The sequence below is a fragment of the Roseibium suaedae genome, assembly GCF_900142725.1.
Classification (GTDB): domain Bacteria; phylum Pseudomonadota; class Alphaproteobacteria; order Rhizobiales; family Stappiaceae; genus Roseibium; species Roseibium suaedae.
Genome location: NZ_FRBW01000001.1, coordinates 966,343 through 991,190 on the forward strand (window position 1 = coordinate 966,343; position 24,848 = coordinate 991,190).

Sequence of the window (24,848 nt, forward strand, 5' to 3'; positions counted from 1 at the left end):
GCCTTCCGGTGTTGCGGGCTGACTGATGACACACAAAGAGACTGTCATGACCAATCATCTTTTCTCCGAAATCCGCACGCGCATGCCGGATCTGTCCCGTCCCTTCCTAGAGACGGCGGACGGAACGGTCATCAGCTATGGCGATGTGATCGAAATTTCCGGGCGCTATGCCAATGCACTGGTCTCCCTCGGCGTTCAGCCCGGTGACCGTGTCGCGGTCCAGGTTGAAAAGACGCCGGATGCCCTGATGCTTTATCTGGCAACCGTGCGGGCAGGGGGCATCTTTCTGCCGTTGAACACCGCTTACACCCCCGCCGAGATCGACTATTTCGTCACCGACGCCGAACCGAAGGTCTTTGTCTGCGATCCCTCCCGTCAGGCAGCGCTCGCCCCGACGGCGGGCAAGGTTGGTGCAAGCCTGCAGACGCTGGACGCATCGGGCAAGGGCTCGCTGCGTGATCTGGCAGATGGGGCATCCGGTGACTTCACCGATGTGGCCCGTGGCAAGGATGATCTTGCGGCTATCCTTTACACCTCCGGCACCACCGGCCGGTCCAAGGGGGCCATGCTCAGCCACGAGAATCTGGCCTCCAACGCCCGCACGCTGGTCGACTACTGGCGCTTCACGTCTGACGATGTGCTGCTGCATGCCCTGCCGATCTTCCATACCCATGGCCTGTTCGTTGCCACCAACTGCCTGCTGATGGCTGGCGGTTCCATGCTGTTCCTGCCGAAGTTTGATCTAGATACGGTGCTGAAGCTGCTGCCGCGCGCTTCCAGCATGATGGGCGTTCCGACTTTCTACACCCGGCTTCTTGGCTCGGATGCCTTCACCAAGGAACTGGTCGCCCACATGCGCCTGTTCATTTCCGGGTCTGCGCCTCTGTCCGCCGAGACCCACAAGGAGTTCAGCGCCCGCACGGGTCATGCGATCCTTGAGCGTTACGGCATGACCGAGACCAACATGAACACCTCCAACCCCTATGACGGCGACCGCCGTCCGGGCACCGTCGGTTATCCGCTGCCGGGTGTGGAGCTGCGCGTGACCGAGCCGGACAGTGGCAAGGTTCTCGCCCAGGGGGATGTCGGCATCATCGAGGTGCGTGGCCCAAACGTGTTCCAGGGCTATTGGCGCATGCCGGAAAAGACCGCCGAGGAACTGCGGGCCGATGGCTTCTTCATCACGGGCGATATGGGCCGTGTGGATGCCGATGGCTATGTCTCCATCGTTGGCCGTTCGAAGGACCTGATCATCACCGGCGGCTTCAACGTTTACCCAGCTGAAGTCGAGGCGCTTCTGGATGAAATCGAAGGTGTTGCCGAAAGCGCCGTCATCGGCGTGCCGCATCCGGACTTTGGCGAAGGCGTTGTGGCAGTTGTTGCCCCCAAGGCTGGTGCCAAGCTCGACACAGCGTCGGTGGCCGCAGCGCTGAAGGACAAGCTCGCCAAGTTCAAGCAGCCCAAGCAGGTGCATGTGGTGGACACCCTGCCGCGCAACACCATGGGCAAGATCCAGAAGAACGTCCTGCGCGACCAGTTCAAGGGCGACTTCGCCTGAGGATCTTGAACCAATTATGGCCTTGGCGGTTCCGGCTCGTTTCCGGAGCCGCTTTTTTATTCAAGTTTCTGCGATTTTAACGAGAATCTGGCTTCGCCTTTTCCGGTGCCAGCAGGTGGGCGCGTGGAAGCCTCTGTGCCGATGGAGACGCTTACACATAGTGGAATGTCAGCCTGGATTTCGTTTGCAGCTTCCACAGGGAGGAAAAACTGTCGCGGTGGATCGCTCGGACCGAAAGAGGATACTGGAAATAGACCGATCTTCGCAATTTCCGATGTCCTTACCCCGTCGGCGGTTACGTTGGTGACTGTGATGGTTCCTGCGTCGGTTGCTGGTGGCGTGTAGGTTTCGAGGGATAGGATTAGCCGCACCGAGCCAGACTTTAGCGCACTGGCCTCTGCTTGATCTGGCGTCAGGCAAAGCACTGCTGGGCTTCCAGTTGTTGCCACGCCCGAATACACCCCTGATGTAGCGCTTTCGGCCAAATGTATTGCGTCTGGGGCTGGAGCCGGATGAGTTGACCGCTCCATGCCATGGGCGTTCAATGACAATGTAAGGAGAGCGGCGCTCCCAAATACCTCGCGGAGAGGCCCATTAGCGAAAAAGTCTCTCATGGGACACCTTCAGGTTCGGACCAAAAAATCTCCGCAGGCGAATTTGAGGGGCGGCAGTTGAAAATCTGTGCTCAATAGCCGCCCTCTCTTCTCAAACTAGATGGCATCTCTGCCTACAATATGGCGACTTCAACGGAACCTGGCGTGATTGGAGCCGCGTCTGCGGGAGAAATGCCCTGTCGTGGTACAGGCAAAATTTGGACAACAACGTCATCGCCCGCGATGCGTCCCAATCTCGCCAATCGTTGCATCGTTACGGTCAGATTGACGAGATAGGAACCCGGCTCCTTCGCAACATGTCCACCTCCGTGTCCCTCGTGATCGCCTGCGATTCCGAAGAAGCCGAATGTTGCGACATAGTGAGGATCACTCGTTGGCACCTCCAATGAGAGATAGTCGCAGTTAACGAAGATACGGTATTCGGCGGTATTGGCTGTGGGCGGTGGTATGTCCCGCAGCACAGCAACGATCTGTTTGGGTGAGCGGCTGGCAGAACTCCACAGGCCTAGAGAGTTGATGGCTTTTGTGCTGCCTTCGATGGCCTGCGTCACCTGAGCCGCTGACACGTTGACTGAGACATCGAGCGGATTCAGCGCAGTGGCAGCCCGGCTGTTCTGCTTTACAGCCTTGATCAGGCCCTCGGGTGCGGGACCTTCACCGAGGATCGCCCGGTAATCGCTTTTGAGCGTGCCGCCAAGTGGTGCCATTGCGATCGTCGTCAGATCGGCTGCTGGGGGCAGATCGTATTGGTAGCCCATTGCTTCAGTGCTTTGTGTCTTGCCAGAAATGACGGTGTAGTTGGTGCCGTCCATCTTCCGGAAATTGTTCTCGAATGGCATGTCCGTCCAAAGACTGTCAGTCGTGTTGACACCACCCAGTTGGTTCCACAAGGCCCAAATCCGATCAATGTTTCCATGATGCATGAAGAAAATTGGGTCTTGTGCCGATGTGGCCGTGCACATCTGGCCTCCCACTTGGCAATGAACTCTGTTGTGCGGATTGCTCTCCAGCGGACCGGAAACACCCCCCCCTCTCGGGATCCAACTCTGGTCAAGATCCGTTTGCTGCGGATTCTTTGATGTGCCGAAGACTTGGAAGTCACTTTCGGAAAGGATGCCCCGGATCACCTCCGGCCCGACCATGTCGTCGGGGAGGCTTTGCGTCGCGGACATAGTTCTGGTGCTGTCGTAGAGCGGGTTGGGTTTCCCCTTGTACTGGGGATCTGAATAGGCTTTGGGTATTTGCCTATCAGTTGTCCAGTCCCAATAGGGCATGGCAAAGCTGTCGTCCTTTGACCAGGTTCTGACCGCTTGCTCATACATGGACACATAGGCCCGGTGCCACGACAGGAAGTACCAATCGCCATGGGGGCACAAATTGAAGCCCTGGTTAGTGCCGTGAATACTGGAAAAGCCAACCCAGCTTACAGAGTTGCCGGAAGGCTGCGCCTTCATGTAGCCGACAAAGTCGCGCCAGAGGCCGAGGTCTTTGTCGTCGAGGCCGATATCGCCCAGGCTGTGTCTGGTGGGGACGGTGGTCTGAGCCGTTGCTTTTAAACCTGGCAGAATTCCGCTGAAAGCAATTGCGGCGCCGGTCAGGCTGCCATGTTGCAGAATGGTTCTTCTCGAATACATAGAAAACCTCCTCCACTTTAAATTACGTAGCGGAATATACAACTTGAAATTTTGCAAATCAATACTTCCCTCTTTAAGGGTATTGACTTGCCTAATGGAAATGCAATGAGAAAGAGATTTTGCTCGGTCAATTGAGAGTAATTCGCCTCTTCGCTCGAGATCGAAGGACTTGTGTCATCCCGGGTTAAGGTGGTGTTTGACAGTCCAGCGAAGTTCACTTTGCCCGCGCCATTCTCAGGAAAGGCCGATGGGATTTCGGACGCGCATCAAAGTTGGGACTTCACCTCAGCAGGTGGTTGCCGGTGGTGTCATATTTCACAATTGATGATACCGCTATGAAACTGCCCCGAACACACGCGAATCCGGAAGTCCTGACTTCGACGGAAAACTCGTGTCCATTGGCCGTTTCGTGCTCCGAGCTGAGGAACCCATGAGCCTGACAATCTGCGTTTGCGACGCGCATGGCGCGATCAAGAACAAGTCTATCGACAGCGACGAAGTCTTCCTGCTTTTCAATTCCGACTATGCCGAAGGCGACTATCTCTCCATTGAATCGACCGAGCCGCAGCGGCACATTTTCCTGCAGCTGGATGATACGCTCGCACCCAGCCTTGTCTTTCTGAAAGGCCATTCGTTCAGGCTGCCGGTTCCTTTCGGGCTGGACCGCCAGCCCTATTCGCTTCACGCCTTCACCGGCGGAATGTCGAAGCTTTCCGCGCGCTACGCCTATCCTGAAGAAATATCGGTCAGGCGCAATCTTGCCCTGAACTCCCATGATTGGGCGGGAAACGGTGAGCTCTATCCCCATGCGCATGCCAATGCGGTGACCCGGGGAGAGGCGCAATTCGCCGCCAGAAACGCAATCGATGGCATCAAGGCCACCTATGGTCATGGCAAATGGCCTTATACGAGTTGGGGGATCGACAAGCGCCCAGACGCGGAAATAACCGTTGAATTCGGCCGCAAGGTGCTGCTTGACGAGGTGAAATTGTACCTGCGCGCAGATTGGAAACAGGATTCCTGGTGGCGTCAGGTCTCGCTCACTCTGTCCGATGGTACCGGGCACGTCTTCGCGACCGAACGAACCGGCGAGGTGCAGCCTTTCGCTTTCACTGCGCGCGAAGTGGAATGGGCAAAGCTTCACAGCCTTGTCAAAGCGGATGACCCCTCCGATTTGCCCGCACTCACACAGATCGAGCTATGGGGCAGGGAACTCTGAGCCTGCTGTTGTTCTGCTTTTGCCCAGATGAGCAGAACCCCGACCTTGAATCCAACGCTCACTTAATCTTTCGAACCGGATATGTGAGCTCGCACCTGCATATCATTCCAACAGGTCGCCCAAGACCGGCCGATATCTCTGGAGATTTTCCATGACCGTTCATAAGACCAGTGACTTCAATGTCGCTGACCACCGCACCGCTGATCATCCGGTCGAGCCGCTCTTCGTCAGCCGCTGGTCTCCCCGCGCCTTTGATGGCTCTGCCATGCCGGAAACCGATCTGAAGATCATTCTGGAAGCGGCCCGCTGGGCGCCTTCCGCCTTCAACATCCAGCCCTGGCGCTTCGTCTATGCCCTGCGCGGCGACGAGAACTGGGAGACCCTGGTCAATCTGCTGAACCCGTTCAACCGGGACTGGGCCCAGCATGCCTCCGCTCTGGTCTATCTTTTCTCCGACACGCTGATCGACGGCAAGGAAGGCGCGGAGCCGCGTGCGTCCGGCAGCCATTCCTTTGATGCGGGTGCTGCCTGGGGGCAGGCAGCTCTTCAGGCCACGGCGCTCGGCTATCACGCCCACGCGATGGCCGGTATCCTGAAGGAGGAGATCAACGCGGCCCTTGGCGTTCCGGCAAGGTTCAAGCCGGAAGTCGGCTTCGCCATCGGTCACCGGGCCGATGCCTCGATCCTGCCCGACGGCTTGAAGGACCGTGAGCAGCCAAGCCCGCGCAAGCCGCTCTCCGAAATCGCCTTCTCCGGCAAGTTCGGCGGCTGATTTCACGGCTGTGGCTGACAAGAGCTTATGACAATCCCCCGGAGTGCCCTCTGTGCTTCGGGGGATTTTTTATGGTTCAGATCCCTGGAAGCCAGCGCCGAGCAGGTGTCCTGTCTTTCGCCACACGCGCACGCCCGTCAGGGTGCGCACGCTCTGGCTGGTGCCTGGCGGAAGGCGAAGCCAGGTGCCCGCTGGATAGCTGCCCTCATCGTCCTCCAGCGTGCCTGCCAGAACGAAATATTCGACCCCGCCGGGGAAGGTCGCTGACGGAAGTTTTACCTCGGGATCCCAGTCGATCATGTCCACCTGCTCATGCGCATTGGCAAAGAGCGGCAGAATGGCTTCTCCCGGCCGGCCGTCCTGCCAGGCTTGGGGATGGCTGGTGTCGACACGCACCACGTGATTGTCCCAGGGCGCCATCTGCCGGAGTTTCACAAGGATGACCGCGCCGTCCCTGGAGTTCGGGGTATGGGAGGATCCGGGCGGATTGCGCACATACATGCCCCGCCCGTAATCGCCCGTCTCATCGGAGAAGGTGCCTTCAAGAACGAGAAACTCCTCGCCCATGTCATGGGAGTGGGCGGAGAAGGCAGAGCCCGGCGCATAGCGAACGAGGCTGGTTGCCCGCGCCACTTCCGCGCCATCCCGTTCCAGCATCCGGCGCTCGACGCCCTGCATGGGAGAGGGGATCCAGGGAAGTTCGGCGCTGGCCACAACGGCCTTTTTGCTCAGATCGGCGTGTATCTGCATTGATTTTCTCCCATGGACCTTGCCCCTGCCTTCCGGCGCAAAATCATTCTCCTGATAGGAAGATAGGGCCGGACAGGGGAGGTTGGAAGCGGCATGATGCCAATTGGTTAGCCGTTGGCTGGCTCAGGCCTGGTCCCGGAAGGTGCCTGCCAGAAAATCAAGTGGCTCTCGGCTTTGCTGCGCCACGGCCAGATGCCACGCACCTTGAACGGTCATGAAAGCGAGAGTTGCCGTCTTGTGGGCATCCATTTCATTCAGACGCTCTGCATGACCTGCAAGCTGGTCAATCCAGCCGCCATAGATGGTCGCTGCCAGCTCGCGAAGGTCGGGTGTGCTGCTTTCGGCTTGCAGGATTCCTGAGACCGGGCAACCGGAGACTGGCCTCACCGAGACTGGCCCCCCCGATACTGGTTCACCGGAGGCAGGAGATTCCGCCTTGGACTGGCTGGCGGACACGAAGTCCCCGATCAGTCCTGCCGCATTTGCCAGACCTGCGTGAAAGGTTGATGCATCGGCGAAGGCCTTTTCGATCACCCTGGAGATCGCCTTGCTGGCCCAGAGTGTTGCTTCTCTTGCCAGTTCTGCCTTGCCGCCGGGAAAGTGATGATAGAGCGAACCCTTCGGCAGGCTGGTCAGGCTCAGGACTTCAGAGACACCAAATCCGCCATAGCCCTTGCTGCGCAAGAGGGAGGACATGGTCTGGATGAGGCGGTCACGTGTTGCCAGGGTCATTCCCCATCATATCGCCTCTTGACCGATCGGTCTAGTTGCTGGATGTTAGACCGATCAGTCTAGAGGCTTGCGAAATGAACCAGTCGGATGAAGTGACCATCGAAGCTGTCAGGATCCCTGCAGCCAATCTGCAGCTTGCGGGGCTGATCTACCGGCCCTTGGGCGCTTCCCGTGGCCTGATCCTGCTGAATGGGGCGACAGGGGTGCCGCAGTCCTTCTACCGGCACTTCGCGGCCTGGGCGGCAAGGGAACATGGGTTCATGGTTCTGACCTATGACTACCGGGGTTTCGGGCAGTCAGGATCAGGTTCCTTGCGCGGCAATCCGGCCACCATGGCGGACTGGGGTGTTCTGGACCAGGCGGCTGCCTTCGACTTTGCTGAGGAGATTGAGCCATCCCTGCCGCTCTGGATTGTCGGCCACTCGCTTGGCGGGCTGATGCTGGACTTCCAGCGGAACTCTCCGCGTCTTGAGCGGGTCATCACGGTTGGCGCCGGCATGGCGCATCTGGCAGATCATCCGCTCAGCTATCTGCCCCTGGTACTGGCCTTCTGGTATGGCCCGGGGCCGCTTTCGGTTCTGGCCCTGCGTTATCTGCCCGGGCGGCATCTCGGAGTTGGCGAAGACCTGCCGGCTGGCGTCTACTGGCAATGGCGCAAATGGTGCACGACGCGCGGGTTCTATCAGAAAGACCTTGGAACCATCCTCCCCATGCCCCGGCAGGAGGAACTGAACGCGGACGTCAAGCTCGTCACCATGAGCGATGACAAGATGGTGCCGCCGGTTGCCGTCTGGCGGTATGCAGACCGGCTCAAGGCGCGCAGTGTCAGCCGCTCCCTTTTGACGGCGACTGATTTCGGGCTTGGCCGGATCGGTCATATCGAAGTCTTCTCCCGCAGCCGGTCGGCTGTCTGGCCGTCTGTGCTCGGCTGAAGGGGGATATCCCCCTTGCGTGATCTGTCCTGGACCGTTAGACGCAAGCCATGGCCGCATGCTGGGCCGAAATTCCTGTGATCAGACCTGTGACCTCTGGGGAAAGCGGCGGTTTTCCAGCCTCCGAGTTTTGCCATTGGCCGGGAATCATGGTGAGTTTCCGGTTCCCTTGAGAGCAAAGTCCGCAAGCGGCCCGGCATTCCGGGGTTTTCCTTCACCGGAGAGCCGGGAAGGGTCTTGCGCAAGAAACAGCGGTCCGGCCAAGCGGGGATGCGGGAAACGGAATGACGGTTAGTATCGACATCGGGGAAATGGCGGGCGGAGCCCGCGCGGGTATGGATCTGGAAGAACTTCTGGCCACCCGTCTGCTCGTGCAGGGCAACTCCGGGTCGGGCAAGTCGCATCTGTTGCGCCGCCTTCTGGAACAGTCTGCTCCGTGGGTTCAGCAAGCCATCATCGATCCGGAAGGCGATTTCGTCTCGCTGGCCGAGAAATACGGCCATGTGGTCGTGGATGCCGTGGGCACCGAGAAAGACCTGCAGATGATTGCGGGCCGGGTGCGTCAGCACCGTGTGTCCGTTGTGCTCAATCTGGAGGGGCTCGACGCCGACCGCCAGATGAAGGCCGCAGCGACCTTCCTCGATGGTCTTTTCGATGCGGAGCGCGATCTCTGGTATCCGATGCTTGTGATCGTCGATGAGGCGCAGCTCTTTGCGCCCGCTGCTGCCGGTGAAGTAACGGAAGAGGCCCGCCGCCGCTCGCTTGGGGCCATGACCAACCTCATGTGCCGTGGCCGTAAGCGCGGTCTGGCCGGCGTGATTGCAACCCAGCGCCTGGCGAAGCTTGCCAAGAACGTGGCGGCGGAAGCCTCCAACTTCCTGATGGGCCGGACCTTCCTCGATATCGACATGGCCCGCGCCGCCGATCTTCTCGGTATGGAACGCCGTCAGGCAGAAGCTTTCCGGAACCTGGAGCGCGGACATTTCATTGCTCTTGGTCCGGCATTGTCGCGCCGTCCGCTGCCGGTCAAGATCGGGGCGGTGGAGACGGCTGGCCGGGGAGGCAGCCCGAAGCTCATGCCGCTGCCCGAGCAGCCGAAGGCGGAAGCCAAGGACCTCATCTTTACCCCGTCTCCGGGCGAAGCCGTGCCCATGCGCCAGCGGATCGCAGAACCGGTTGTCTCGACCTCCGATGTGCTGGATCAGCTCTCCGCCGCTGACCGGGAGGCTGCCAATGCCATCGAACCTGCCGCCACCTTGCTGGACTACGGCGAGCGGGAAGAAACCATTGGCCGCATCATCGGCGAGATTCTGGCGGAGCCGGAAGCGGCCTTCCAGCCGATCGCCTCGCTCTATCAGGATTTTCAGGTCCGCTGCCGGATCGCGAAACTGCCCGGCGGATCTCCTGACCTTCAGACCTTCCGTGAGAAGCTGTCGGTTGCCCGGGCTGGTGTTGAAAAGGGCGATATTGATGACAGCGACTGGCAGAAGGCCGAGCTGATTGCCTCGGAACTGCCGGAGGACATGCGCGGCGTCTATCTGCTGCTGGCGAAGGCCGCGCTGGCCAAGGACCCTTGCCCGGGCAATATCGAGATCGCGACCGCCTATGGCACCCGTTCGCCGGGACGCGCCCGCTGGCTGCTCAGCCACATGGAAGAACGCGGCTTCCTGGTCTGCGCCACGGATCTGCGTGGCAACCGGATCGTGACCCTCACAGATCTCGGCTGGCAGACCGCCCCAGGCGACGAAGCCGCCGCCTGAGGGAACAAGCCGCCCTGTTTCGAAGGGGCGGGCCTCCTGCCGTCTTACTTGACGTCGAGTTTATAGGTATCCGACACAAAGCTCATGCGCGGAGTGCCGACATATTTTTCATAGGCGTACTGGACCGTAAACTTGTCCGGACCTTTGAAGCCTTTCTTGGGCGTATAGATGATCAAGGTGCCCTTGATCTTCTTGCCTGCGCATTTTCCGGCTTTCTCAGATAGCTGCAGAATTTTCGTCCGGAACTCGACGCGGCCGTGCTCCGGTTGCTTTTTGACTTTCATGTCAGGGATCGGCCCGGAGACGCAGCCCGGACCATAGACGGCATGACTGCCGACCACAGTAGACCGGCCTGCCGGAACAGTGTCCGAGATGGTTTTTGCGGAGGCGGGCAAAGAAACTGCAATAAGCGAGAACGCAAGAGCTGCTAACTTGAGCATGTCAATTCCTGAAAGATATATTTCCGATTGTGTTTCAATGTCACCTTTTGGAAATGATTGGAATACGCATCACATACAATCCAAGGCAAAGTGCCGTTTCTTTAACGCCTTGAGATCATTCTGCGAATTTTCCGGCGGACGCATGTGCCCAGTGTCTCTTACAGGGCCGGCCGCATCCGGGCTGACTTTGACTTGATGTCGCCCGCATCTGCCGGGCTCAAATATCTGAGCGTCGCGATTTCGGTTTCAATGCCTGCGATGGTCCGCTGCAGGACGCTGTCGAGATAGCTGCCTGCGGGGGAGTTCTCCCGGATCATCTTGGCCTTGTCCCTCGTCTTCAGCAGATAGGCGAGGAGCTTGCCGATATCGGTTTCCTCATCAAGTGTGACGGGCTCTTCAGCCGTCTTGCTGTGTCCCGGCCGGGCATATCCGCAGGAACACGGAAGCGCCATCTGATGAGAGTTTATCATGAAGGACATGCCGCTTACCTCTTAATGTTCCTCTTTTGTTCTTTTTAATCTGACGTGACGAAACTTGCAAGCTCTCCTCTTGACCATGCATCAGATAAAAGTTACATATGTAACTAATTCATCATGGACCGCATTCGGGAGGAGCGCGTGGACATGTCTGCGAATGACCTGAAATACATGCCGGGCTTCGGCAATGATTTTGAAACCGAAGCTCTGCCCGGTGCCTTGCCGCAGGGCATGAACAGCCCGCAGAAATGCAGCTATGGCCTTTATGCCGAGCAGCTCTCCGGCACCGCTTTCACCGCCCCGAGCCATCAGAACGAGCGCACCTGGTGCTATCGCATCCGGCCGTCCGTGAAGCATTCCACCCGTTACGCCAAGGTCAGCCTGCCTTACTGGAAGTCAGCACCCCATGTGGTGGATGATGTGATTTCTCTCGGCCAGTACCGGTGGGATCCGGTCCCCCATTCCGGGGAAGAGCTGACCTGGCTGACCGGCATGCGCACCATGACCACGGCCGGTGACGTGAACACCCAGGTGGGCATGGCGAGCCATGTCTATCTGGTCACCCGGTCCATGGTGGACGAGTATTTCTATTCCGCCGACAGTGAACTGCTGATTGTTCCGCAGGAAGGGCGCCTGCGCTTCTGCACGGAGCTTGGCGTCATCGATCTGGAACCGAAGGAAATCGCGATCATTCCGCGCGGTCTCGTCTACCGGGTCGAGCTGCTGGACGGCCCGGCCAGAGGTTTCGTCTGCGAGAACTATGGTCAGAAGTTCGAGCTGCCGGGGCGTGGTCCAATCGGCGCCAACTGTATGGCCAACCGCCGGGACTTCAAGTCGCCGGTCGCCTTTTTTGAAGACCGGGAAACCCCGTCGAAGATCACCATCAAGTGGTGCGGCCAGTTCCATGAGACGAAGATCGGCCATTCTCCGCTCGATATCGTTGCCTGGCACGGCAATTACGCACCGGTGAAATATGACCTGCGGACCTATTGCCCGGTCGGGGCCATCCTGTTCGACCATCCGGATCCCTCGATCTTCACCGTCCTGACCGCGCCGTCCGGCGTGCCGGGGACGGCCAACATCGACTTCGTGCTCTTCCGCGAACGCTGGATGGTTGCGGAAAACACCTTCCGTCCGCCCTGGTATCACAAGAACATCATGTCCGAGCTGATGGGCAACATCTACGGCCAGTATGATGCCAAGCCCCAGGGCTTCATTCCCGGCGGCATGAGCCTGCACAACATGATGCTGCCCCATGGTCCCGACAAGAATGCCTATGAAGGGGCTTCGAACGCGGACCTCAAGGCCGAGAAACTGGACAACACCATGTCCTTCATGTTCGAGACCCGCTTCCCCCAGCATCTGACAGAGTTTGCAGCCAGGGAAGCGCCGTTGCAGGATGACTATATCGACTGCTGGGAGAGCCTTGAGAAGAAGTTCGACGGGACGCCAGAAGGCACCTGGAACAAGTAATGCGACCGGCGTCGGTGCAGGGCAACAACAAGATCTAGGAAACGCTGAATGAAACTCGCATCGCTCAAGGACGGCAGCCGCGACGGCAAGCTGGTCATCGTCAACGACAGCCTGACACGCTGCACCGAGGCTACCCATATCGCACCGACGCTTCAGGCTGCGCTTGATGACTGGGACAAGGTGGCGCCGAAGCTGGAAGTTCTGGCCGAGAGTCTCAGCCATGATGCCGTGCCCTCCATGCGCTTTCACGAGCATGATGCGCTGTCACCCCTGCCGCGCGCCTATCAGTGGGCGGATGGGTCTGCCTACGTCAATCACGTGGAGCTGGTGCGCAAGGCCCGGAACGCAGAAATGCCGGAGAGCTTCTGGACCGATCCCCTGATGTATCAGGGCGGGTCGGACAGCTTCCTGGCTCCCCGTGATCCGATCCGCATGGCCGATGAGGCCTTTGGCATCGACATGGAAGGCGAGATTGCTGTGATCGTTGGTGATGTGCCCATGGGCGCGAGCCTTGAAGAAGCGCGCGAAGCCATCCGCCTCGTCATGCTGGTCAATGACGTGTCCCTGCGTGGCCTCATTCCGGCGGAACTGGCCAAGGGCTTCGGCTTCTTCCAGTCCAAGCCGTCTTCAGCCTTTTCTCCGGTGGCCGTCACGCCGGCGGACCTTGGCGATGCCTGGGATGGTGGCAAGCTGCATCTGCCCCTGCGGGTGGACTACAACGGCAAGGCCTTTGGCCGGGCTGAGGCGGGTGTCGACATGACCTTCGACTTCCCGCAGCTCATTGCCCATGCGGCGAAAACCCGTCCGCTCAGCGCTGGCACGATCATCGGCTCGGGCACGGTTTCCAACAAGATGGACGGTGGACCGGGCAAGCCGGTCTCTGAAGGTGGCGTGGGCTATTCCTGCATTGCAGAGATCCGCATGATCGAGACGATCAATGGGGGCAAGCCCGTAACCCCCTTCATGAAGTTCGGCGACACTGTCCGCATCGAGATGTTCGACAAGGCAGGCCACTCCATTTTCGGGGCCATCGAGCAGACGGTCGAAAAGAGCAAGACAGCTTGAAAAGGGAAGTGATCGGGATCCGTATAAATCCCCGATGCTGGACGCGCGGGACATGATAAATACAGCGGGCCGCGCCGCTTGCGCGGTCTTGCTAGAAGGTTGATTCCAATGAAGACGTTTTGGCTGCTTGCTGCGGTAATGGTGCTGCCCGTTCAGGCGCTGGCGGCTGATGCAACGGCCCCGGTGCGCGATGTCATGGCCGCTGCCGAGGCGAACTGGGCCGAAAACCCGGGCGATTATCAGGACTATTTCTCCGATAAGCGCCTTGCCTCCCTTTACAGCGCGGAGTTCGCTGCCCTGTACCGCAAGGCGGCAGACACCCCGTCCGCCAAGGAAATGGGCTCGCCCTTTGACTGGGACGTGATCGTCAACGGTCAGGACGGCTGCCCCTTGAAGAACCTGTCCATTGAGGCGGCCCGTCCGGAAGGCGGCGTCACCCGCGTGACCGCCAAATTCCAGGGCCTGACCTGCTTTGGAACCGATCCCGAGTATCAGGCCTATTCCGAGACCTACTTCAACGTGATCGAGGAAAAAGGCCGCGCGGTGATCGATGACATCCAGACCCCGATGGAAAACGAACTGCTGTCGATCCGCAATGAACTGACGGCCCAGATTTCCAGTCAGTGAACGGCCGGTCCGCCGGTCCGAAATTGGGATGCTTGCGGGGGCAACTTTGCAGGCACCCCGCAAACCTCAAGGAAGACCCGATGACCAAGACCTTCGCCTCTGCCGGCGACATGAGCGAGAAGAAGATTTCCTTCACCGAAGTGGGCAAGGACCTTTGGGCCTTTACTGCAGAAGGGGATCCGAATTCCGGCGTGATCATCGGCGACGACAGCGTCATGATCATCGAGGCCCAGGCCACCCCGCGCCTGGCGAACAAGGTCATCGAAAAGGTCCGGTCCATCACGGACAAGCCGATCTCCCATTTGGTTCTGACTCATTATCACGCTGTGCGTGTGCTGGGCGCTGCGGCCTATAACGCGCCGACCGTGATCATGAGCGACACGGCCCGTGCCATGGTCGTGGAACGCGGCCAGGAAGACTGGGATAGCGAGTTCCAGCGCTTTCCCCGCCTGTTTCAGGGCCACGAGAGCATTCCGGGCCTGACCTATCCGACCACCACCTTCTCCGAGCGCATGACCGTCTATCTCGGCAAGCGCCGGGTGGATCTCATGCATCTGGGCCGGGCCCATACGGCGGGCGATATCGTCGCCTGGGTGCCGGATGAAGAGGTCATGTTCACCGGCGACATCGTCGAGTATCACTCGGCCTGCTATTGCGGTGATGGCCATTTCGAAGACTGGGGCCACACGCTGGACGCCATCAAGTCCTTCGAGCCACGGTCGATTGCTCCGGGGCGCGGCGATGCGCTGGTCGGTCCGGACATGGTGGAAGCGGCCATCGAATCCACCCGCGACTTCGTCGCCTCGACCTACCGGCCGGTGGCCAAGGTGGCCGCGCGCGGTGGCTCCCTGAAGGAAGCCTGGGACGCAGTGCGCGCCGAATGTGATCCGAAGTTCAAAACCTACGCCATCTACGAGCACTGCCTGCCGTTCAATGTCGCTCGTGCCTATGACGAAGCCCGCGGCATCGACACCCCGCGCATCTGGACTGCCGAGCGCGACGCAGAAATGTGGGCGAAGCTTCAGGGATAAGTAGATCCCTTGACCGGCAGGTGGAGGACACCTGGATCTTTCAGCAAGAGGAGGGGGCAGCGCAGGCTGCCTTCGCTGGAGATCCGGGCGCTGGCTGCCGGTCAAAATCATTTCTGGATCGGCTCTGGGAGGAGACATGTCCAAGATTTTCGAAACGCCGCTCTATCCCTATGTGCGCTCCGTGGATCAGGATGCGGGAGAGCCCGTCCGTCATCCGGTGATCATCGTCGGGGCCGGGCCTGTCGGGCTGGCCGTGGCCATCGATCTGGCCCAGCAAGGCGTGCCGGTTGTCGTTCTGGACGAGAACGACAAGGTCAGCTTCGGCTCCCGCGCCATCTGCTTTTCCAAGCGCACGCTGGAGATCATGGACCGTCTTGGCTGTGGCGACGCCTATGTGAACAAGGGCGTCCTGTGGAACGTCGGCAAGGTCTTTTTCGGCGACCGGAAGGTCTATGATTTCAATCTTCTGCCGGAGGATGGCCACAAGCGGCCCGCTTTCATCAATCTCCAGCAATATTACTGCGAATTGTTCCTGGTGGAGCGGCTGCGGGACCTTCAGGCAGAAGGCAGGCCCATCGAGATCCGCGGCAACAGCAAGGTAAGCGGTGTCGAGAGCCGGGCGGGCGGATGCCGGATCACGGTGGCAACACCGGATGGACCTTATGACCTTGCCTGCGACTGGCTGATTGCCTGTGATGGCGCAGGCTCGCCCGTGCGCCGCATGATGGGGCTCGACTTCATCGGCCGGGTGTTCGAGGACAATTTCCTCATTGCCGATGTGACCATGAAGGCGGACTTCCCGACCGAGCGCTGGTTCTGGTTCGATCCGCCCTTCAACAAGGGCCAGTCGGCGCTGCTGCACAAGCAGCCGGACGGTGTCTGGCGGATCGACCTTCAGCTTGGCTGGGATATCGACAAGGAAGCCGAAAAGCAGCCGGAGAGGGTCATTCCGCGCCTGAAGCAGATGCTGGGCGAAGAGGTGGAATTCGACCTGGAATGGGTCTCGATCTACACGTTCCAGTGCCGGCGGATGGAGAAGTTCCGCCATGGTCGGGTGCTGTTTGCGGGCGATAGCGCCCATCAGGTCTCGCCCTTCGGTGCCCGTGGTGCGAATTCCGGTTTCCAGGACGCGGAAAATCTGGTCTGGAAGCTGAAGCTGGTGCTGGATGGCAAGGCGCCGGAGAGCCTGCTCGACAGTTACGATCAGGAACGGGTCTTTGCGGCAGACGAGAATATTCTCAACTCCAGCCGCTCGACCGATTTCATCACGCCGAAATCCGAGATCAGCCGGATCTTCCGCGATGCGGTTCTGGATCTTTCGGAGACCGAAAGCTTTGCCCGGCCGCTGGTCAACTCCGGCCGCCTGTCCATGCCGGCCGTCTATGACGGCTCGCCCCTGAATGGCGCGGATGGCGCAGAATTGCCTGTCCGCACCCGCCCGGGTGCGCCCGCCGTCGATGCGCCGCTTGCCGGCGGCTGGCTGATAGACCGCCTCGGCGGCAGCTTTCAACTGCTTGGCATTGGCTGCAAGGTGCCTGACAGCCTGACTTTGTGCGGTATTGAAGTGCGGGGTCTTGGCGTGGCCGAGCCCGGCGAAGCGCTTGCCGCCCGGTATCTGGGCGAGGCCCCGCAGGCCGTCTATCTCCTGCGCCCCGACCAGCACATCGCCGCCCGCTGGACGGGGTTTGATCAGGACGAAGTTGACAAGGCCCTGCGCCGGGCACTGGGGATCTCGGAGCAGGATCAGGCGGGGGAGGCATAAGCAGATGACGACACAGCACCAGCTCCAGGGCTTTGCCCGTCCGGATGATTTCTACGCCGACCTTCTGGCCGCTCACGAGGGCCTGACCAAATCCGAAAGCGACGCTCTCAACGCCCGCCTGATCCTGCTCCTGGCAGCGCAAATCGGCGATGGAGAGGCCTTGAAGGACTGCCTGAAACGCGCGAAGGCTGTGGGGTGAGGGGCAGCAGGCCCGTCTCGAAGCATGGGCCGCTTGCTCCATTCCGGCTTGCCTCAAGACGCATGAGGTGAAATCGTCAGTTGGGCGAACGAGGCTGAGATTACATATGGCTCTCGAGCAGGTGTGAGCCTGCGGCATCGGGGTGGTTTTGCATGGACGAATTCGGTGTTTCGATCGTTCAGGCCAGAGACCTTCTGGTTAGCTATGCCACTGATTGGGCTCAGCTTCCCATTCAGGACGTTGCGTCTTCAGGCACCGACAACGCCCTGTTCCGGCTCGGGGAGGATGCTGTTCTCAGGCTTCCGAAGCGGCGGAGCGCCGTGATCCCACTTGAGAAAGAGATCGGTTGGCTGCCGAGGCTGCAGGGATTGCCGCTGTCCGTTCCGGTCCTGCTGTTTCATGGCAGCTCGAAACAGGACACAGGCTATGACTTCGGCATCTTCCGCTGGGAGCCGGGGCGGATCGCTGTGCCTGGCGAAATCGCACAGCCGGATCAGGCAGCCATATGCCTGGCCCGGTTTCTAAGGCAGTTGCATCTGGTTGATCCGCAAGGCGCGCCAGAAGCCGGGCCGGGAAATCACCAGCGCGGGGTTCCGCTCCCGCTTTTAACCGAAGCGGTTCTTTCAAGCATCGATGTGCTGGAAGACGAGATCGACGTTCTGGCGGCACGAAAGATCTGGGACAAGGCCTGTGCGGCTGTGCCGGTTCAAAGGCCGGTCTGGATCCATGGAGATCTGAAGGCGGACAACATGCTGGCGCAGGACGGCCGGCTCACCGCCGTTATCGACTGGGGGCTTGCTGCCGTTGGTGATCCTGCGGTGGACTATGCGGCTGCCTGGACATGGATTGCTCCAGAAAGTCGTGACCTCTTCAGGAGCGAATGCGGCCTGTCCGAGGATGATTGGAGCCGGGCAAGGGGATGGGCGCTCTATGGAGCCGTGATTGCGCTGAGCTATTATCGCGGAAGGTCCCACGAAGAGCTCTGCCAGCAATGCCGCCAGACGCTGAAACGTCTTGATTTGGCACTCACCTAACGCTGTGTATTTGAGAAAAATGGTCGGAGTGAGAGGATTCGAACCTCCGACCCCCTCGTCCCGAACGAGGTGCGCTACCAGGCTGCGCTACACTCCGAACCGATTTTTTATCAAGCAAATCAATGCTTGCCGGGAACCAGTGAGCGTGCCGCCCGTCTGGTGTGGCGGGTTATTAGCACTGCTGCCGGGCGCCTGCAAGAGGCTTGCAAGGGCGGGATGAAAAAAAGACGAGAGAAAGGCCTGCGCTGGCCGCCTGCCTGTGGATGAGTGAGGCGGCAAAAGGCTCTTGTGGCAGAGGGCAGGGAAGGGCCGGTCTTCCTGCTGGGGAAAACCCAGACAAAACAGCAGTCCCGGACCCGTTCTAAGCCTTGCGTCCGCACGCGGGCTTGGCTATACGATCTCAACTCTTTTGGGGCGTCGCCAAGTGGTAAGGCATCGGTTTTTGGTACCGACATTCGGAGGTTCGAATCCTCCCGCCCCAGCCAGCCTTCCTGCACATCGCTGACTTATCAAAAAAAGCTGCTGGCTTTGCCGCGCTCCTGCGTCTCCATGTTGAAGAAGCTGTCCCGCTGCAGGGGCTCATGGCTGCCCGGCTTTCAAGATTGATGACAAACCTCTCACTTGCTCATCAACTCTGTGCTTAAGAGTGTTGAAAAGGTCAAGCTGGCCTTTCCTCTCGCCGTCATTCCGGGCTTGACCCGGAATCCATGCCGTTCCGCCTCCTGAAAACACAGCTTTTCTGTGGGGTGAGGTTACGGCATGGATGCCATGGTCAAGCCATGGCAGGACGAATACGGAGGGGATTTCTCCCTCGTAAAAGCTGACTTAGCCAGTTTTCCCGCCCGAAACTGATCCGCTGGTCCCCTGGACGCAGCAAAGCGGAGATCCGGGGCCCACTCATTGCCAGAGCTTTGCTGGACGACGCGGAAGATCGCGAAAACGGGTCTGGCTTGAGATCCCTTTCCGCAGGATGCCATCAGCAGCCTTCTTTGCGCGAGTGGGCCCCGGCTCGCGCTGCGCTTGGCCGGGGGACGATCGAGAGATTGATGACAAACCTAAGGCTTCAGGTTTTTCTTTCCGCGCCGTCCCGGCCCTGAGCCGGGATCTGTCTAAAAATCCTATTTCTTTCAATAGAATAAATGGGCGAAAGATCCCGGATCTCCGCTTCGCTGCCTCCGGGAAAGCGCGGTGGCGGGGGGGGGCAGCTCATTAAAAAAGCCGGGCGTTTGCCCGGCTTCAGACTGCTGACTAAGCTTCTACCTCTCCACCGTCATCCTCGGCCTTGAGCCGAGGACCTAAACAAGTCAATGACTTGCATATGGTCGGGTCAAGCCCGACCATGACGAACGGGAGGGAGGATCCCTTTGTCATCAACCTCAAGCCGGGCAATTGCCCGGCTTTCTTGTCTCAAATCCAGTCTTATGACCCGGCCTTGGTGGCCTTGCGCTCGGAGCGGGAAGGCTTGGCCTTTTTCGGGGCCTTCTTCTTCGGACCGTCAGCTTTCGCCTTGAAGGGCTTCTTGCCTTCCGGCTTGCCGCCGTCCCGGCCTTCGGGGGCCTTGTCGGCGTTCCAGTCGCGGCGGGCCGGACGCTCGTCCTTGCGGAAGCGGGCCGGACGGTCGCCGCCGTCCTGGTCCCGGCCGCCGTCGCGGGCCAGAGCCTTCATGTCCAGCGGTTCAAAGGCGGGATGGTTCGGGGCCTGCTCGTCGTCGCCGAAGCGGCGGCGCTTGCCACCCTTGGCCGGACCACGGCCTGCGAAGTCACCACGGGGAGCCCGGTCGAAATTGCGGTCGCCGCCCCGATCATTACCCCGCTCGCCACCATTGCGGTCATTGCCACGGAACGGACGGTCCATCCGGTCTTCCGAGCCGCCTTCATAGGCATCCCGGCGCGGGCGTCCACCGCCGCGCGGACCGCCGCCGAAGCCGCCGCGTCCACCGCCACGGTCCTCGAAGGGCGGGGGCGGGGTCTTGCCGCCACGGGCGTCGAGCACCGTGATCGTGACATTGTCTTCGCCCGTGCCATCGCGGCGGATGACTTCCGCATAACGCTCGCCATGGGCGCCGTCGATCTCGAAACGGGTCTCGTTCTGGAAGATCTTGATCGCGCCAACTTCCTTCTTGGTCACATGACCGGCGCGGCAGATCATCGGCAGCAGCCAGCGCGGATCGGCGCGGTGCTTGTGGCCGAGCGACAGGCGGAACCAGACGCCATCTTCGAACTTGCCACGGATCTCGGCGGTGCGGCCGCCCTGTTCACCCGGGCCGCGGCCGCGGATGTTGTCCTCGGAGGCTTCGGAAACGTCTTCAGGAGCCGGCAGGCGCGACTGGCGCAGCTTCACGAAAGCAGCGGCAATGCGCTCCGCATCGTATTTTTCCAGAAGCTCGCGGGCAATGGCCAGTTCGTCCGCTTCCATCTCAGCAGAAAGGGACGGATCGGCCAGGAGGCGCTCGCGGTCCTTGGCGCGGATGTCGTCAGCGGTCGGGGCCGGAGCCCAGGTCACCTTGACGCCGGCAAAATGCAGGGTGCGCTCGGCGGCGCGGCGGCGCGGATAAGGCACCATGAGCACGCAGGTGCCCTTGCGGCCCGCACGGCCCGTACGGCCGGAGCGGTGCAGCAGGGCGGCCTTGCCGGTCGGCAGGTCGGCGTGGATCACCAGGTCCAGGTTCGGCAAGTCGATGCCGCGTGCGGCAACGTCCGTTGCGACGCAGACACGGGCCGAGCCGTTCTTCATGGCGGTCAGGGCAGCGGAGCGCTGTTCCTGGCTGAGTTCGCCTGAGAGCGAGACGATGGAGAAGCCACGGTTCGCCAGACGGCTGGTCAGGCGCTTCACCGCTTCACGGGTCGAGCAGAACAGGATGGCCTTTTCGGCTTCATGCTGACGCAGGACGTTGATGATGGCGTTTTCACGCTCGTTCGGCGCAACCGGATGGGCGATGTAGTCGATGTCGCCATGCTGTTCGCGGGCGTTGATCGTGCTGATGCGCACCGCATCCCGCTGGAACCGCTGGGCCAGATCCGCGATCGGCTTGGGGACCGTTGCGGAGAACATCAGCGTGCGGCGGCTGGCCGGTGCTGCGTCCAGAATGAATTCCAGATCCTCGCGGAAGCCCATGTCGAGCATTTCGTCTGCTTCGTCCATGACGACCGCGCGCAGCTCGGACAGGTCCAGGGCGCCGCGTTCGATATGGTCGCGCAGGCGGCCCGGGGTGCCGACGACGATGTGTGCACCATTGTCCAGGTTGCGGCGTTCGGTGCGCGGGTCCATCCCGCCGACACAAGAGACGGTCCGGGCATTGGCATCGGCATAAAGCCAGCTCAGCTCATCCTTCACCTGCAGGGCCAGTTCGCGTGTGGGCGCAATGGCCAGGGCAACCGGTGCGCCTGCAGGGCCCAGGCGCTCTGCGTCGCCCAGGATCGTCGGCGCCAGCGCCAGGCCGAAAGCTACGGTCTTGCCGGAGCCGGTTTGCGCGGACACCAGAAGGTCGGCATCTGCGGGGGCTTCGGTCAGGACGGCCGACTGCACGGGAGTAAGGGCTTCGTACCCCCGGTTTGCCAAAGCGGCGGCCAACGCCGGGGCGACGTTATTGAGATCTGTCATCAATCACTTTCAAAGGAAGTCTGCGCGGCGCAGCGGGCTCTTGCCGGACAATGCGCGGAAACGCGGTACCATTTGGGCCCTATATAGGCGGGAAATCCGCTCAGGTCTACAGAAACCGGAAGCACCTGCGTGTCTTCACCCCTTCAAATGCTTGCTCCGGACCGGTTAATTCGTCCCGGATGGCTGCCTTTGCGGCCGGACTTGCCGGGTGGCTGCCATTAAGTCTTTAGCCAGCCTGACGGAGAGGCCGGGCCAGCGTTGCATCCATCTGAAGACATTTTGCTTTCGATTTGGATCAGTCATTTGTGCTGGTTTTGGAATTTTACCTAATGGTTTCTTGCTTGAATTGTTGAATTCTGGATGTTTTTTGATTTCCTGCAGGGGTAGATTTTTGAGTTGAAGTTTATTTCTCGATTTAATCCATATGATTAGCATTGGGGAGGCGTAACTTACGTATTTTTGACAGTTATTTTTTTAATTTGATCGATAAGTAGTAATACAAACTCGTTTTGCTCTTAAGTTTAATTGTCCGGATTTACTATTTTGCAAGAGCGGTGAAGTAATCTCCCTCCTCGGTTTGGTCGTGCAAGAGGAACGGGCTCTATGCTGAAATCAATTCGTGTTCAGATCGCCTCATTGGCGGTCATTCCGCTTCTCGCTTTTCTGATCGCGGATGTTATCGCTATCACGGGAAGCTATCGTGAGGTGATGCATGACGCAGATCTGGTTCCGCTCACGCGGGTTGCAGAACTTGCGGAAGGCGCCATCGACGAATTGCAGAAAGAGCGCGGGCGCACCGCCGTCTTCATTGCCTCTAGCTACTCAGCGCAGGGCCGCGGTCTTGTGGACCAGCAGCGCGAAGCGACCAATGCTGCGATGGCGAGCATGAAGGTCCATGTGGAGGGGATGCATCTTAACGACGCCCGCCTTGAAGCAGTGACCCGGAATGCAGTCTCAGAGCTTGGCAAGCTGCAGGAGTTCCGCAAGACCGTTGACGGGAAGCAGGCAAGTGCCGCCCAGGTGATCGAGGTCTACTCAGAGACCATCGATGTGGTCAGCGATGTGGTCCGCGCGATCGTGGAATTCAGCGACGATGCCCGTTTCACCCGGCAGATGAGCTCCTTCTACATGCTTATTGATGCGAAGGAAGCGGGTGGTCTGGCGCGGGCTTATGGCGGTCAGCTGTTCGCCAAGGTGGCTGCGACCGGCGAAGTGCCTTTTGACCTCTTTCTGAACTATGTGGAGAAGGTCGCCGTTGAGCACGCCAACCTTGACGAATTCGAGGAACATGCTTCCGAGCGGCAGCTGGCACTTTATGAAAAGACCGTAGCCGGTCCATCTGTCGAAAAGGTCATGGAATGGCGCCAGATCCTGCTGCATCTGCCTGAGACCAAGGATGGTCAGGGCATCGATGGTAATGTCTGGTTCGCGGAAGCAACCAAGCGTCTGGAGCTGGTTCGTGAAGTCTCCATGACCTTCATTCACTCTGCTGAAGAGCGTGCGCAGGAATTGCTTGATCAGGCCTGGAACGAGGTCATGATCGAAGTGGCGGAAGGCTTGATCCTGCTGCTTGTCACGCTCGCCATCTGCCTGTGGCAGCTGCGAAGCATCACGGGAGCGCTCAAGGCGATCACCACCAGCCTGAACCGGATCGCCCAGTCTGATCTGGATTTCAAGATGCCGATGACCGACCGGCGCGACAGCATTGGCGACCTGGCACGTGCCGGCGTTGTCTTCCAGAAGAATGCCCGTGCCCGTGCCGCACTTGAGCGCCAGGCTGCCGAAGAGCGGGAGCGCGAAGCCAGCCGTCAGAGCCATGTGGAAACCATCATCGAGCACTTCCGCCAGCTGATCGGCCAGGTCAGTGGCAATGTGGACGAAAAGGTCTCGGGCCTGATCCAGGTGGCCAGCAAGGTCTCCGACATCTCCGGCTCGGCCTCCCGTGCTGCCGATGTGGCTCATGGATCGTCTTCGGACTCGTCCTCGTCGGTTCAGTCGGTGGCTTCAGCCGCGGAGGAAATGTCGAGCGCCATCAACGAGATCCTGGCCCAGGCAGGCCGGGCGACGACGATCATCTCCACGGCCACTGAAGTTGCGACGGCAACGGACCGCAATGTGTCCAGCCTTGCAGAGGCTGCCCAGAAGATCGGTGCTGTGGTTCAGATGATCCGTGACATCGCCGAGCAGACCAATCTTCTCGCCCTGAACGCGACCATCGAGGCCGCCCGGGCAGGCGAGGCCGGAAAGGGCTTTGCGGTTGTGGCCGCCGAAGTGAAGGAACTCTCCAACCAGACCGCAAAGGCGACCGAGGAGATTGCCGGACAGATCCAGGCCGTGCAGGAACTGACGGATGGGGCCGTCGACTCGATCCGCGAGATTTCGGTCTCCATCGAGAACATCATGGAAGTCACTTCAGCCATCTCGGCTGCGGTGGAAGAACAGAGCGCTGCCACGGGCGAGATTTCCCGCAGCGCCGCCGTTGCCGCCGATGGCACCTCTCAGGCGCTGCGCAGCGTGGACGGGGTGACCCGCGCCATTCAGCAGACCTCGCAGGAGGCCGGTCACGTGGACGGCATTTCCAGAGACGTGAAGGACATAGTCGAGGAACTCGCCACCACCGTTCATGGCTTCCTGAAGGAAATGGGCAATGACCTGACCGCCCGCCGCGACGCCCTGCGCCGCCAGACCGAGGAAAGCCAGAACACCGACCTCGCCGCCTGAGGCCCGTCTGCCGGCGCCTTGCCGGTCAAACACACAGCAATCCAGCAAAGCCCGGCATCGGCATGGTGCCGGGCAATAATCTTCGGAACGGGCCCTGCTTTTGAGGACAAACGATCGCGAAAAGCTCGTCATCCCTGCGAAGGCAGGGATCCAGTAACCTTGGGCGGCAACCTGTTTTTTTAAAGCTGCGTCAGGGAATACTGGCTCCCGGTCTTGATGCTCACGCACCAAACCGGGATGACGACGGAAAGGTTTCGGGCGGGAAAATTGGCTAAGCCAGCTTTCCTGCAAGAGAAATCCCTTCCGTCTTCGTCCTGCCATGCCGAAACTGACCCCACAGAAAATCTGAGCTTTCAGGAGGCGGAACGGCGTGGATTCCGGGTCAAGCCCGGAATGACGGCGAGAGGAAAGGCTGGTTTCCCGTTTCAGCACTCTCGAGAACAGAGTTG

At 60.0% G+C, this 24,848-nt stretch carries 19 protein-coding genes and 2 tRNA genes; 14 read left to right on the forward strand and 7 right to left on the reverse strand.

Annotated elements, in window-relative coordinates; translation table 11 throughout:
- Nucleotides 1-46 precede the first annotated feature (46 nt).
- Nucleotides 47-1,558, forward strand: a complete 1,512-nt coding sequence (locus BUA94_RS04365) for a malonate--CoA ligase (RefSeq protein WP_073010882.1) — start codon at nucleotides 47-49, stop codon at nucleotides 1,556-1,558.
- A 727-nt stretch (nucleotides 1,559-2,285) separates the two neighbouring features.
- Here the strand turns inward: BUA94_RS04365 and BUA94_RS04370 are convergent.
- Nucleotides 2,286-3,806 carry a tyrosinase family protein gene (locus BUA94_RS04370; RefSeq protein ID WP_073009267.1) on the reverse strand — a complete coding sequence of 507 codons (1,521 nt, stop codon included), beginning with the start codon at nucleotides 3,804-3,806 and terminating at the stop codon, nucleotides 2,286-2,288.
- Between the two features lie 430 nt (nucleotides 3,807-4,236).
- Here BUA94_RS04370 and BUA94_RS04375 point away from each other — a divergent pair, with 430 nt between their 5' ends.
- Both BUA94_RS04375 and BUA94_RS04380 read left to right on the forward strand, forming a co-directional pair.
- On the forward strand, nucleotides 4,237-5,025 hold the full coding sequence (locus BUA94_RS04375; protein ID WP_073009270.1) for a hypothetical protein: 789 nt from the start codon (nucleotides 4,237-4,239) through the stop codon (nucleotides 5,023-5,025).
- Between the two features lie 151 nt (nucleotides 5,026-5,176).
- Nucleotides 5,177-5,797 carry a nitroreductase family protein gene (locus BUA94_RS04380; RefSeq protein ID WP_073009273.1) on the forward strand — a complete coding sequence of 207 codons (621 nt, stop codon included), beginning with the start codon at nucleotides 5,177-5,179 and terminating at the stop codon, nucleotides 5,795-5,797.
- 69 nt (nucleotides 5,798-5,866) lie between these two features.
- Here the strand turns inward: BUA94_RS04380 and BUA94_RS04385 are convergent, their stop codons facing one another.
- Nucleotides 5,867-6,547: a cupin domain-containing protein gene (locus BUA94_RS04385; protein ID WP_073009276.1), complete on the reverse strand. Its 681-nt coding sequence runs from the start codon at nucleotides 6,545-6,547 to the stop codon at nucleotides 5,867-5,869.
- 123 nt (nucleotides 6,548-6,670) lie between these two features.
- Complete coding sequence (locus BUA94_RS04390) at nucleotides 6,671-7,279, reverse strand: TetR/AcrR family transcriptional regulator (protein WP_073009279.1); 609 nt, start codon at nucleotides 7,277-7,279, stop codon at nucleotides 6,671-6,673.
- A gap of 74 nt (nucleotides 7,280-7,353) precedes the next feature.
- Here BUA94_RS04390 and BUA94_RS04395 point away from each other — a divergent pair, with 74 nt between their 5' ends.
- Nucleotides 7,354-8,211: an alpha/beta hydrolase family protein gene (locus BUA94_RS04395; RefSeq protein ID WP_073009283.1), complete on the forward strand. Its 858-nt coding sequence runs from the start codon at nucleotides 7,354-7,356 to the stop codon at nucleotides 8,209-8,211.
- Nucleotides 8,212-8,495: 284 nt separating this feature from the next.
- Nucleotides 8,496-9,971: a helicase HerA domain-containing protein gene (locus tag BUA94_RS04400; protein WP_073009285.1), complete on the forward strand. Its 1,476-nt coding sequence runs from the start codon at nucleotides 8,496-8,498 to the stop codon at nucleotides 9,969-9,971.
- Nucleotides 9,972-10,015: 44 nt separating this feature from the next.
- On the opposite strand, the gene BUA94_RS04405 is transcribed toward BUA94_RS04400, so the two are convergent.
- Complete coding sequence (locus BUA94_RS04405) at nucleotides 10,016-10,411, reverse strand: hypothetical protein (RefSeq protein WP_073009288.1); 396 nt, start codon at nucleotides 10,409-10,411, stop codon at nucleotides 10,016-10,018.
- 158 nt (nucleotides 10,412-10,569) lie between these two features.
- Nucleotides 10,570-10,890 carry a hypothetical protein gene (locus BUA94_RS04410; protein WP_073009290.1) on the reverse strand — a complete coding sequence of 107 codons (321 nt, stop codon included), beginning with the start codon at nucleotides 10,888-10,890 and terminating at the stop codon, nucleotides 10,570-10,572.
- A gap of 144 nt (nucleotides 10,891-11,034) precedes the next feature.
- Between BUA94_RS04410 and hmgA the strand changes: the two genes are divergently transcribed.
- The 7 genes from hmgA to BUA94_RS04445 all read left to right on the forward strand — a co-directional run bounded on the left by hmgA (nucleotide 11,035) and on the right by BUA94_RS04445 (nucleotide 18,078).
- Nucleotides 11,035-12,360, forward strand: coding sequence for a homogentisate 1,2-dioxygenase (gene hmgA / locus BUA94_RS04415; RefSeq protein WP_139251005.1), 1,326 nt, complete (start codon nucleotides 11,035-11,037; stop codon nucleotides 12,358-12,360).
- 48 nt (nucleotides 12,361-12,408) lie between these two features.
- Nucleotides 12,409-13,425, forward strand: coding sequence for a fumarylacetoacetate hydrolase family protein (locus tag BUA94_RS04420; protein WP_073009296.1), 1,017 nt, complete (start codon nucleotides 12,409-12,411; stop codon nucleotides 13,423-13,425).
- 108 nt (nucleotides 13,426-13,533) lie between these two features.
- Nucleotides 13,534-14,052 (forward strand): hypothetical protein, encoded by a 519-nt coding sequence (locus BUA94_RS04425; protein WP_073009299.1) that lies wholly within the window; start codon nucleotides 13,534-13,536, stop codon nucleotides 14,050-14,052.
- A gap of 80 nt (nucleotides 14,053-14,132) precedes the next feature.
- Nucleotides 14,133-15,083: an MBL fold metallo-hydrolase gene (locus tag BUA94_RS04430; protein ID WP_073009302.1), complete on the forward strand. Its 951-nt coding sequence runs from the start codon at nucleotides 14,133-14,135 to the stop codon at nucleotides 15,081-15,083.
- A 136-nt stretch (nucleotides 15,084-15,219) separates the two neighbouring features.
- Complete coding sequence (locus BUA94_RS04435) at nucleotides 15,220-16,845, forward strand: FAD-dependent oxidoreductase (protein WP_073009305.1); 1,626 nt, start codon at nucleotides 15,220-15,222, stop codon at nucleotides 16,843-16,845.
- A gap of 4 nt (nucleotides 16,846-16,849) precedes the next feature.
- Nucleotides 16,850-17,044, forward strand: coding sequence for a DUF2783 domain-containing protein (locus BUA94_RS04440; RefSeq protein ID WP_073009308.1), 195 nt, complete (start codon nucleotides 16,850-16,852; stop codon nucleotides 17,042-17,044).
- A gap of 152 nt (nucleotides 17,045-17,196) precedes the next feature.
- Complete coding sequence (locus BUA94_RS04445) at nucleotides 17,197-18,078, forward strand: aminoglycoside phosphotransferase family protein (protein ID WP_073009311.1); 882 nt, start codon at nucleotides 17,197-17,199, stop codon at nucleotides 18,076-18,078.
- 20 nt (nucleotides 18,079-18,098) lie between these two features.
- On the opposite strand, the gene BUA94_RS04450 is transcribed toward BUA94_RS04445, so the two are convergent.
- Nucleotides 18,099-18,175, reverse strand: a tRNA-Pro gene (locus BUA94_RS04450).
- 313 nt (nucleotides 18,176-18,488) lie between these two features.
- Here BUA94_RS04450 and BUA94_RS04455 point away from each other — a divergent pair.
- A tRNA-Gln gene (locus BUA94_RS04455) sits at nucleotides 18,489-18,563 on the forward strand.
- Nucleotides 18,564-19,497: 934 nt separating this feature from the next.
- Here BUA94_RS04455 and BUA94_RS04460 read toward each other — a convergent pair.
- The gene (locus BUA94_RS04460; protein WP_073009313.1) at nucleotides 19,498-21,678 is read right to left on the reverse strand and encodes a DEAD/DEAH box helicase; all 2,181 of its coding nucleotides are present in this window, start codon (nucleotides 21,676-21,678) and stop codon (nucleotides 19,498-19,500) included.
- A gap of 603 nt (nucleotides 21,679-22,281) precedes the next feature.
- Here BUA94_RS04460 and BUA94_RS04465 point away from each other — a divergent pair.
- Nucleotides 22,282-24,399 carry a methyl-accepting chemotaxis protein gene (locus BUA94_RS04465; RefSeq protein ID WP_073009316.1) on the forward strand — a complete coding sequence of 706 codons (2,118 nt, stop codon included), beginning with the start codon at nucleotides 22,282-22,284 and terminating at the stop codon, nucleotides 24,397-24,399.
- Nucleotides 24,400-24,848: the final 449 nt, after the last annotated feature.